This is a genomic window from Thermohalobaculum sp. (assembly GCF_058622915.1).
In genome coordinates this window covers 1-9,432 of record NZ_JBZSYN010000208.1, presented here as the reverse complement: position 1 = coordinate 9,432, position 9,432 = coordinate 1, and the positions used below count along the sequence as shown (strand labels likewise).

11 protein-coding genes are annotated in these 9,432 nt (G+C 72.5%); 9 read left to right on the top strand and 2 right to left on the bottom strand.

Annotation, left to right across the window (positions count from 1 at the left end; all coding sequences use genetic code 11):
* The first annotated feature begins 2 nt into the window (after positions 1–2).
* The 5 genes from AC32QD_RS16330 (at position 3) to AC32QD_RS16310 (ending at position 3,972) form a co-directional block, all read left to right on the top strand.
* Positions 3–443: a type III secretion system chaperone family protein gene (locus AC32QD_RS16330; RefSeq protein WP_492011571.1), complete on the top strand. Its 441-nt coding sequence runs from the start codon at positions 3–5 to the stop codon at positions 441–443.
* A gap of 124 nt (positions 444–567) precedes the next feature.
* Entirely contained in the window at positions 568–1,380 is an 813-nt protein-coding gene (gene proC / locus AC32QD_RS16325) for a pyrroline-5-carboxylate reductase (protein WP_492011570.1), read from the top strand.
* Positions 1,381–1,599: 219 nt separating this feature from the next.
* Positions 1,600–2,037 carry a TIGR01841 family phasin gene (gene phaP / locus AC32QD_RS16320; RefSeq protein WP_492011569.1) on the top strand — a complete coding sequence of 146 codons (438 nt, stop codon included), beginning with the start codon at positions 1,600–1,602 and terminating at the stop codon, positions 2,035–2,037.
* A 187-nt stretch (positions 2,038–2,224) separates the two neighbouring features.
* Positions 2,225–2,581, top strand: coding sequence for a tRNA-binding protein (locus AC32QD_RS16315; protein ID WP_492011568.1), 357 nt, complete (start codon positions 2,225–2,227; stop codon positions 2,579–2,581).
* A gap of 179 nt (positions 2,582–2,760) precedes the next feature.
* The gene (locus AC32QD_RS16310) at positions 2,761–3,972 is read left to right on the top strand and encodes a DUF3095 family protein (RefSeq protein WP_492011567.1); all 1,212 of its coding nucleotides are present in this window, start codon (positions 2,761–2,763) and stop codon (positions 3,970–3,972) included.
* On the opposite strand, the gene AC32QD_RS16305 is transcribed toward AC32QD_RS16310, so the two are convergent.
* Positions 3,969–5,321, bottom strand: a complete 1,353-nt coding sequence (locus AC32QD_RS16305; protein WP_492011566.1) for an ATP-binding protein — start codon at positions 5,319–5,321, stop codon at positions 3,969–3,971. The genes AC32QD_RS16310 and AC32QD_RS16305 overlap by 4 nt on opposite strands.
* A gap of 107 nt (positions 5,322–5,428) precedes the next feature.
* Between AC32QD_RS16305 and AC32QD_RS16300 the strand changes: the two genes are divergently transcribed.
* Entirely contained in the window at positions 5,429–6,313 is an 885-nt protein-coding gene (locus tag AC32QD_RS16300) for an MBL fold metallo-hydrolase (protein WP_492011572.1), read from the top strand.
* Positions 6,314–6,645: 332 nt separating this feature from the next.
* Here the strand turns inward: AC32QD_RS16300 and AC32QD_RS16295 are convergent, their stop codons facing one another.
* Complete coding sequence (locus tag AC32QD_RS16295; RefSeq protein ID WP_492011565.1) at positions 6,646–7,434, bottom strand: enoyl-CoA hydratase; 789 nt, start codon at positions 7,432–7,434, stop codon at positions 6,646–6,648.
* A 124-nt stretch (positions 7,435–7,558) separates the two neighbouring features.
* On the opposite strand from AC32QD_RS16295, the gene AC32QD_RS16290 reads away from it, so the two are divergent.
* The 3 genes from AC32QD_RS16290 to rpsI all read left to right on the top strand — a co-directional run bounded on the left by AC32QD_RS16290 (position 7,559) and on the right by rpsI (position 9,143).
* Positions 7,559–7,975: a PaaI family thioesterase gene (locus AC32QD_RS16290; RefSeq protein ID WP_492011564.1), complete on the top strand. Its 417-nt coding sequence runs from the start codon at positions 7,559–7,561 to the stop codon at positions 7,973–7,975.
* 215 nt (positions 7,976–8,190) lie between these two features.
* The gene (gene rplM / locus AC32QD_RS16285) at positions 8,191–8,655 is read left to right on the top strand and encodes a 50S ribosomal protein L13 (protein ID WP_492011563.1); all 465 of its coding nucleotides are present in this window, start codon (positions 8,191–8,193) and stop codon (positions 8,653–8,655) included.
* Between the two features lie 2 nt (positions 8,656–8,657).
* Positions 8,658–9,143, top strand: a complete 486-nt coding sequence (rpsI, locus tag AC32QD_RS16280) for a 30S ribosomal protein S9 (RefSeq protein WP_492011562.1) — start codon at positions 8,658–8,660, stop codon at positions 9,141–9,143.
* Positions 9,144–9,432: the final 289 nt, after the last annotated feature.

Sequence of the window (9,432 nt, the reverse complement as noted above, 5' to 3'; positions counted from 1 at the left end):
CCCTGGCCGAGCAGGCCGAGTGGGAGTTCGACCGCGTCGGCGAGGACCAGATCGCCGTGGCGGTCGAGGCCGCGTGGCGCACCTACTCGCTGTCGCTGATCTGGTCGCACCGCGACGATATGCTGCGGCTGATCTCGACCTTCGAGTTCAATCCGCCCGAGGAGCGGCTGGCCGAGCTGCACCGGCTTCTCAACATCGTCAACGACAAAGTGTGGGGCGGCAGCTTCACGCACTGGGCCGACGAGAAGGTACTGGCCTTCCGCTCGGGGCTGACGCTGGCGGGCGGCGCACACGCCACGCCCGAGCAGATCGAGGCCATGGTGTTGAGCGCGATCGGCCTGTCCGAGCGGTTCTATCCGGCCTTCCAGTTGGTGGGCTGGGCCGACGATTCGGCCGAGGACGCGGCCGAGATGGCCATCGAGCAGGCCTTCGGCACCGCCTGAGCGGGGCGGGCCCCCGGTTCCAATACGGCTGTGGGCGCACTAGGCTGGGCGGCGGCCCCGGAGGTCGGGGCCGCCGCGCCGGTCTGGCGCGGCGGTCTGGCGCAGGACGCGGGAGGAGCGAAGGATGGCAGGCGAGGATCTGGGCCGGGCCGGCATCGAATCGCTGGTGCTGCTGGGCTGCGGCAAGATGGGCGGCGCGCTGCTCGAGGGCTGGCTGAAGGGCGGGCTGGCGCCCGGGCGGGTGCAGGTGATCGAGCCGAGCCCCTCGGACTGGCTGCGGCGCCAGGGCGTCACGCTGAACCCCGACCAGCCGGGCCCGGCCACGGTGGCGGTGCTGGCGGTGAAGCCGCAGATGATGGCCGAGGCGGCGCCGGCGCTGGCGCCGCTGGCGGGCGGGGGCACGCTGATGCTGTCGATCGCCGCGGGCACGCCGATCGCGTTTTTCGAGAAGACCTTCGGCGCGCAGGCGCCAATCGTGCGGGCGATGCCCAACACCCCGGCCGCGGTGGGGCGCGGCATCACGGCGCTGATCGGCAACGCCCGGGCGGGCGAGGCCGAGCTGCGCATGGCCGAGGCGCTGCTTGCCGCGGTGGGCCAGACCGTGCGGCTCGACTCCGAGGAGCAGATGCACGCGGTCACCGGGCTGTCGGGCTCGGGGCCGGCCTATGTCTTCCACATGATCGAGGCCATGGCCGAGGCGGGCGCGGCGGCGGGGTTGCCGCCCGAGCTGGCCATGCGGCTGGCGCGCGCCACGGTGAGCGGCGCCGGGGCGCTGGCCGACGAATCGGCCGAGCCGGCCGGGCAGCTGCGCGCCAACGTCACCAGCCCGGGCGGCACCACCGCGGCGGGGCTTGGCGTCCTGATGGAGGAGCTGCCCGAGCTGATGACGCGCACCGTGGCGGCGGCGGCGGCGCGCTCGCGCGAGCTGGCCCGATAGCGCCATCCCGGCGCGCCGGACCCCCGGCCCGGCGCGCGATCCGGCCCGAGGCGCCGGGGCCAGAGCGGGGTCCGAAAAAACTTGTGCGACGCACAAATCGGCCCTTGACATTTTTTGTGCACTGCACAATATTCCCCCTCGAAGGCGGAGAGAGGGCGCGACGCCCGGCCCGCCGAACGAGAGCCGGAACCCGCAAACGCAAGCTTAGGAGAGACCCCGATGGCCGCTGAGACCTTTCCGTTCTTCTACGACGCCGACAAGATGAAGGAGTTCTTTGGTGCCGCGAAGGTGCCGGCGTTCGACGCCGACGCCGTGATGAACGCGCAGCGCAAGAACATGGACGCCCTGATCGAGGCCAACAAGGCCGTGATGGCGGGCTACCAGGAGGTGTTCAAGCGCCAGGCCGCGCTGGCCGAGGCCGCTGTCGCCCAGTCCAAGGACAAGATCAACGAGCTGCAGGGCCAGCCGATGTCGGCCGAGCAGTTCACCCGCAACGTCGAGGCGTTCCAGACCGCCGTGCAGCAGTCGATGTCGGACGCCCGCGAGCTGGCCGAGCTGGTCCAGAAGGCGAATCTGAATGCCTTCGAGATCGTCAAGGACCGCGCCGTCGAGGCCGTCGCCGAGTTCAAGTCGGCCTCCGAGAAGGCCGCCGCCTGATACCGGGCCAGACAACGGGCCTGACAACGGGCCAGGCCCCGCTGAGGGGCTGACGAGGGACAAATCGAGGGCCGCCTGCTTGCCGCGGGCGGCCCTCTTGCGTTGCGCCGCCCGGCCCGGCTATCTGGCCCGAGGGGCGCGGGCAGCCAAGGGACCGGCCGCGCCCGGCAGGCACAAGGGGGCGCGCATGTCCACAAGCGAGGGGGCCGAGCGGATCGGCTTCGAGGATTTCCTCAAGGTCGACATCCGCGCCGGCCGCGTGGTCGACGCGCAGCCCTTTGCCGAGGCGCGCAAGCCGGCCCTGAAGCTGTGGATCGACTTCGGCCCCGAGATCGGGGTCAGGAAGAGCTCGGCACAGATCACCGAGCTCTACGAGACGGGCGCCCTGATCGGCCGCCAGGTGCTGGCGGTGGTCAACTTCCCGCCGCGCCAGATCGGCCCGTTCATGTCCGAGGTGCTGACGCTGGGCCTGAGCGACGCCCAGGGCCGCGTGGTGCTGCTCGGCCCCGACCGCGAGGTGCCGCCCGGCGCGCGCATGCACTGAGCGGGCCGCCCAATTCGCTCGTCCGACCGGCCCGCTCATCCGAACGGCCGCGCGAAGCGTATAAGGCAGTGAGGCCAGGCACGAACGCCGCCACGCGGGCCGCGCAAGCGCCGGCCGCGGCAGCGGGGAAGGGGAGACGGATGCGCTCGGAGCCGCGCCCCACGGCCGCCGGCGGCGGTATGCAAGCAGATGGTGGGGCCCAAACGGATGGTCGGGCGCAGGCCTGGCTGGCCGGCGTCCCGGTGCTCGACGACCTCGCCGAGGCGGCCGATCCGTCCCGCTTTGCGGCGCTGCCCGATGACTGGGTGATCGGGGTCGCCGACGTGGTCGATTCCACCGGCGCCATCGCCGCGGGGCGCTACAAGGCGGTGAACCTGGCCGGCGCGGCCAGCATCGGCGCCGTGGCCAACGCCCTGGGCGGGCGGCTGGCGCTGTTCGTGTTCGGCGGCGACGGGGCGGGCTTCGCCGTGCCCGCCGCGGACGCCGGGGCGGCGGCCGCGGCGCTGTCGCGCGTGGCCATGTGGGCGCGGCGCGACCTGGACCTGACGCTGCGCGTCGGCTTCAAGCCGGTGGCCGGGATCCGCGCCGCCGGGGCCGACGTGCGCGTGGCGCTGTGGCGCGCCTCGGCGCATGTGCGCTATGCCATGTTCAGCGGTGGCGGCCTGGAGCGGGCCGAGGCCGAGCTCAAGAGCGGCGCCATCGGCCTGGCGCCCGCCGGGCCCGACGAGGAGCCGGACCTGACCGGGCTCAGCTGCCGCTGGGGGCCGGTCCGCCCGACGCGCGGCAAGATCCTGTCGCTGATCGTCAAGCCGGTGCCGGGGGCCCCGGCCCGGCGCGTCACCGCGGTGGTGCGCCGGGTGATTCGCGCGCTCGAAGGCGCCGCCTCGGTCAACCCGGTGCCGGCGGAGGGACCGGAGCTCTATTGGCCCTCGGTCGCGCAGGTGGCTCTGCATGCCCGCCTCGCCGCGCGGGGGAGGCGCCGCCTGCCCGCGCTCATCGGCCAGCTCGCGCTCTTGCCGCTGGTCTGGCTGGTGTTCCGGCTGGGGCTGAGGCTCGGCCGCTTCGACGCCGCGCGCTATCGCCGCGAGATGTCGCACAACTCCGACTTCCGCAAGTTCAGCGACGGGCTGATGATGACGCTGGACTGCTCGCCGCGCGCGGCCGCGCGGGTGCGCGCCGTCCTGGCGGCGGCCGCCCGCCAGGGGCTGCTGCGCTATGGCCTGCACCTGCAGGACGAGGCGCTGGTGACCTGCTTCGTGCCCTCGCCGCTGGCCCCCGACCACATGCATTTCGTCGACGGCGCCGGCGGCGGCTATGCCCGGGCGGCGGGCCGGATGCGCGTGCCGGGCCCGCGCCGGGCAGCCGCGGGCGCGCCGGTCGGGCGTGCCTAGCGCGGCAGCGCCACCGTGGCGCGCAGGCCGCCGAGCTGGGGGCTATCGTCGAGCGTGAGCGCGCCGCCGTGGCTGCGCGCCACGTCCTGGGCGATCGAGAGCCCGAGCCCGACGCCGGTGGAGATGTTCTGCCCGCGCGCCTCGTCGAGCCGGGTGAAGGGCTTGAGCACCGTCTCGCGCTTGGCCTCGGGGATGCCGGGGCCGTCGTCCTCGATCGCGAACTCGAGGAAGTGCCGGGTCAGCCGGGTCGACAGCGCCACCGAGGCGCCCCAGGCGGCGGCGTTCTCCACCAGGTTGGTGAGGCAGCGCTTCATGGCGCCGCGGCGCAGCTCGACGACGCGCTCGTCGGGGGTCTCGACCTGGCTGTAGAGCACCAGCTCGACGCCGCGGCGCCTCGCGTCCATGGCGATCTCCTCGGCCAGCTCGACCGGGTCGACCGGCTCGGGCAGCTCGCCGCCCTCGCCGCGGGCGAAGTCCAGGAAGGCGGCGAGCATGCCCTCCATCTCGTCGACGTCGCGGGCGATCTCGCGCAGCTCGGGCGTGTCGTCGGACACCGCCAGCGCCAGCTTCATGCGCGTGAGCGGCGTGCGCAGGTCGTGGCTGACGCCCGAGAGCAGGCGGGTGCGCTGCTCGATCTGGCGCTCGATGCGCGCGCGCATGTTGACGAAGGCGGCGCCGGCGCTGCGCACCTCGATGGCGCCGGTCGGGCGGAACGGCACGGAGAGGCCGCGCCCGAACGCTGAGGCGGCGGCAGCGAGGTCGCGGATCGGGCGGATCTGGGTTCTGAGGAACAGCACCGCGACAATGGCGAGCAGCACCGCGGTCAGCGTCGTCCAGATCAGGAGCTGGTGCGGGTTGGACGGGTTCAGCCGGCCGCGCGGCACCAGCACCCTGAGCGCCCCCTTGGAGGTGACGATGCGCACGTCGGCGTATTTCTTGTGGTGCACCAGGTCGAGCGCCAGCGGGCGGCGCAGCTCGTGCTTGAAGGTCTCGTGGATGACGCCGCCGGTGACGTCGTAGAAGTTGCGCAGGAGCCTGGGGTCGACCGGCTCGCCCTCGTCGAGGCCCATCTCCATGCCGAACTGCTTCGACATCTCGGCAATGGCGGCGCGCGCCTGGTCGACCGAGTTGGCCGCCTCGACCCGGGTGATGGCATAGTTCAGCTCGTGCGCCACGGCGCTGGCCATCTGCCCGGTGACGCGGTCGTAGAAGCGCTGCACCACCAGCGCCGCGGCGACGCCCTGCAGCACCAGGATCGGCAGGAGCACGATGAGAAGCGCCCGGCCGAACAGGCTCTTCGGCAGGGAGCGCTTGAAATAGCGCCTCACGGGCTTCCACAGCGCGCGCATGGGCGGCTACGCTAGGGGGGGCAGGGAGGCCGCGCAAGTTGCAAGACCCGTCCGGCGAGGACCCGTTCGACCGCGACCCCACGGTGCGCTATGGCGTGGCCGAGGAGATGGCGCCCGCCGGCGCGCCGCGCATCCGCCGCGTCACCGCGCCCAACCCCTCGAAGATGACCTTCAGCGGCACGCGCAGCTACCTGGTGGGCGAGGGCGCGCTGGCGCTGATCGACCCGGGGCCGGACGACGCGGCGCACCGGGCCGCGCTCGCGGCCGCGCTGGGGCCGGGCGAGCGCATCGCGCAGATCCTCGTGACCCACACCCATGTGGATCACAGCCCCGGCGCGGGCGCGATCGCGCGGGCCACCGGCGCGCCGGTGCACGCCTTCGGGCCGCACGGGGCGGGGATGTCGCCCACCATGCGCCGGCTGGCGGCCGAGGGCGCGGCGCTTGGCGGCGGCGAGGGCGGCGACCGGGCCTTTCGCCCCGACCACGCGCTGGGCGAGGGCGAGACGGTGGAGGGGCCGGGCTGGGCGCTGACCGCGCTGCACGTGCCGGGGCATTTGTCGAACCACCTGGCCTTCGCGCTGGAAGGCACGGGGGTGCTGTTCACCGGCGACACGGTGATGGGCTGGGCGACGACGCTGGTCTCGCCGCCCGAGGGCGACATGGCGGCCTTCATGGCGACGCTCAGGCGCCTGGCGGCGCGCGCGGACCGGCTCTACCTGCCGGGCCACGGCCACCCCGTCGGCGACCCCGCGGGCATGCTCGCCTGGCAGATCGCGCACCGCCGCGAGCGCCGGGCGCAGGTGCTGGCGGGCCTCGCGGCGGGGCCGGCGGACGCGGCGGCGCTGGCGCGCGCGATCTATGCGGGCCTCGACCCGGCGCTGTTGCCGGCGGCGCGGCGCAACGTGCTGGCGACGCTGTTGTGGCTGATGGAGGAGGGCGAGGCGAGGCCGCGCGGGCCGGTCTCGGCCACGGTAGCCTTCGAGCGCGGCTGAGGCGGCCGGGCCGCCTAGAAGGTCACGGAATCGTCTCCGTTGCGATGGCCCCCCGAATCGGGGTAAAACGTGAACATCGAGCAGCAAAGTAGGAGGCAGCAATGCCGATCAGGCCGCATAACCAAGGTAAGGCTTGGACACCTCAGGACGTGAGCAAACTTCGCAGCCTCGTCCGACAGAACACGCCCACGCGCGTCATAGGGCTGAAGATGAGGCGCTCTCCGGCGTCGATTTATTCGAAGGCTTCGGACGAAGGGATATCCCTGAAGCCGACGAACCTGAGCCCATATAATCGGCGCAAGAAATCCTAGGGCGCCGGCAAGCGCCGCGCGCTAGTCCTTCCACTGCGGCGGGCGCTTCTCGAGGAAGGCCTGGATGCCCTCAGCGGTGTCGGGGTGCAGCATGTTCTCGGCGATCACCCGGCCGGTGTGGGCGTAGGCGGCGTCGAGGGTCATCTCGACCTGCTCGTAGAAGGCGCGCTTGCCGACGCGTACGGCCATGTTGAGCTTGGCGGCGATCTTCTCGGCCATGGCGCGGGTCTCGGCGCCGAGATCATCCGCGGGCACGGCGCGGTTGATCAGGCCCTCGCGCTCGGCCTGGGGCGCGGTGAGGAACTCGCCGGTGGTCAACAGCTCGAAGGTCTTCTTGCGCCCCATGGCGCGGCTGACCGCGACCATCGGCGTGGAGCAGAACAGCCCGACATTGACGCCGTTGACGCCGAAGCGCGTGTCCTCGGCGGCCACGCCGAGGTCGCAGGCGGCGACCAGCTGGCAGCCCGCGGCGGTGGCGATGCCGTGCACCTGGGCGATCACCGGCTGGGGCATGCGCGGGATCGTGCTCATCAGCTGCGAGCAGCGCGAGAACAGCCCCATGTAGTAGGCGCGCCCGCCGTCCGGGGCCTGGCGCTTGCCCTGCATCTCGCGCAGGTCGTGGCCGGCGCAAAAGGCGCGGCCGGCGCCCTTGAGGATCACCACCTTGGTGCTGCGCTCGGTGGCGATGCGGTCGAGCGTGGCCTGCAGCGCGGCCATCAGCTCGTCGCACAGCGCGTTGAGCTGGTCGGGGCGGTTCAGTGTCAGCGTGGCGATGCCGCCTGCGTCCTCGCGCAAAAGCACCTCGGTCATGCGCAGCTCCGTTCTTTGCGTGTCTTGCCTTATTCGCGTGTCTTGCCTTGCCCGTCCGACTTGCCCCGGCGGGCGAATTGGGCATGACATTAGGGCACCGGGCGCGCGACGGAAAGGGGCGGGCATGACGGCGAAGATGACCGCGGCCGACGTGGCGGCCTTGCTCGACGAGGTTTTCCCGCAGTCCGCGGGGCGATTCGTCATCGAGGCGATAGACCACGGCGAGGCCCGCGTGCGCATGCCGGTGGACGAGAGCCACCTACGCCCCGGCGACACGGTGATGGGCCCGGCCATGTTCTGGCTGGCGGACCTGAGCTTCTATGTCGCGGTGCTGGCCTCGACCGGGCTGGAGGCCGAGGCCGTGACCACCAACCTGTCGATCAACTTCCTGCGCCGGCCCAAGCTGGGCGACCTGGTGGGCGAGGCGCGCATCACCAGGCTGGGCCGGCGGCTGGCCTCGGGCGACGTGCTGATCAGGCCGGCTGGGGGCGGCGCGCCGGTGGCGCAGGCGCTGGTGACCTATGCCCTGCCGGCGCGGTGACATCTGGGGCATTTAGGTACCCCAAGGCTAACAGTCCTGTTTTCCATGGCGGAATCGCGGCCATTCGCGCTTGACAAGGACGCGCCGATCGGCGACAGAGCGCCCGCACCGGCCCGGGATCCGTCCCGGGCATCCGCACCGTCCCGGGCGCCGTCCCGGGCAACAGACACATCCCGCGGCCGCCGCGCCGCGCCCGAGACACCGGATCAGAGCAGATGAAAACCTTTTCCGCCAGGCCGGCCGACATCGAGAAGAAGTGGATCGTGATCGACGCCGAGGGCGTCGTGCTCGGCCGCCTCGCCGCGATCGTCGCCCAGCGGCTGCGCGGCAAGCACAAGCCGAGCTTCACGCCGCACATGGACATGGGCGACAACGTCATCGTCGTCAACGCCCAGAAGGTCCAGCTGACCGGGCGCAAGCGCGCCCAGAAGATGTACTACCGGCACACCGGCTATCCCGGCGGCATCAAGGAGCGCTCCGCGGCGCAGATCCTCGAGGGCCGCTTCCCCGAGCGGGTCGTCGTGAAGGCGGTCGAGCGCATGCTGCCCGGCGGGCCGCTGAGCCGCCAGCAGATGAGCAACCTGCGCGTCTATGCCGGCGCCGAGCACCCGCACGAGGCGCAGCAGCCCGAGGTGCTGGACGTCAAGTCGCTGAACGCCAAGAACAGCCGGAGCGCCTGACCATGGCCGATGAGATCAAGTCGTTCGAGGAGCTGGCCGAGGCCGCCGGCCCCGAGGCCGAGACCGAGACCCAGCCGGTGCGCGAGCCGGTGCGCGACCAGTTCGGCCGCGCCTATGCCACCGGCAAGCGCAAGAACGCCGTGGCCCGCGTCTGGATCAAGCCCGGCAAGGGCAAGGTCACCGTGAACGGCAAGGAGATGACCACCTACTTCGCCCGGCCGGTGCTGCAGATGCTGCTCGGCCAGCCCTTCAAGGTGGCCAATGTCTCGGGCCAGTTCGACGTCATGGCCACGGTCAGGGGCGGCGGGCTGTCGGGCCAGGCCGGCGCGGTCAAGCACGGCATCTCGAAGGCGCTGACGCTCTATGACCCGGAGTTCCGTCCCGCGCTCAAGGCCGCCGGCTTCCTGACCCGCGACCCGCGCGTGGTCGAGCGCAAGAAGTACGGGCGCGCCAAGGCGCGGCGCAGCTTCCAGTTCTCCAAGCGCTGAGCCGGCCCGGCCGGTATCCGCGACGAGGGGGGCTGCGTCCATCGCAGCCCCTTTTCGTGCGCCCGGTCCCCGGGCCACGCCGGCCTGGCGCGGGCGCGCCGGAGGGGCAGGGAAGTCTCCGGCGAGGCGATCGGGCCGACGACGCAATCCTGAAATCGCAGTCATCCGGGCCCCGGGCGGGCCGCCGCGGCCGGTGGACATCGGCCGGGCGAGGCCCGAAGGTTGTGCCCGAGCGGTTGTCGCCGGGCGGTTGTCGCCGGGCGGTTGTCCCCGGGCGGTTGTCCCCGGG

Excerpts from the sequence above, each read along its gene's own strand:
- proC (WP_492011570.1), top strand. The coding sequence starts at position 568 with ATGGCAGGCGAGGATCTGGGCCGGGCCGGCATCGAATCGCTGGTGCTG.
- phaP (WP_492011569.1), top strand. The coding sequence starts at position 1,600 with ATGGCCGCTGAGACCTTTCCGTTCTTCTACGACGCCGACAAGATGAAG.
- AC32QD_RS16315 (WP_492011568.1), top strand. The coding sequence starts at position 2,225 with ATGTCCACAAGCGAGGGGGCCGAGCGGATCGGCTTCGAGGATTTCCTC.
- AC32QD_RS16310 (WP_492011567.1), top strand. The coding sequence starts at position 2,761 with ATGCAAGCAGATGGTGGGGCCCAAACGGATGGTCGGGCGCAGGCCTGG.
- AC32QD_RS16305 (WP_492011566.1), bottom strand. The coding sequence starts at position 5,321 with ATGCGCGCGCTGTGGAAGCCCGTGAGGCGCTATTTCAAGCGCTCCCTG.
- AC32QD_RS16300 (WP_492011572.1), top strand. The coding sequence starts at position 5,429 with ATGGCGCCCGCCGGCGCGCCGCGCATCCGCCGCGTCACCGCGCCCAAC.
- AC32QD_RS16295 (WP_492011565.1), bottom strand. The coding sequence starts at position 7,434 with ATGACCGAGGTGCTTTTGCGCGAGGACGCAGGCGGCATCGCCACGCTG.
- AC32QD_RS16290 (WP_492011564.1), top strand. The coding sequence starts at position 7,559 with ATGACGGCGAAGATGACCGCGGCCGACGTGGCGGCCTTGCTCGACGAG.
- rplM (WP_492011563.1), top strand. The coding sequence starts at position 8,191 with ATGAAAACCTTTTCCGCCAGGCCGGCCGACATCGAGAAGAAGTGGATC.
- rpsI (WP_492011562.1), top strand. The coding sequence starts at position 8,658 with ATGGCCGATGAGATCAAGTCGTTCGAGGAGCTGGCCGAGGCCGCCGGC.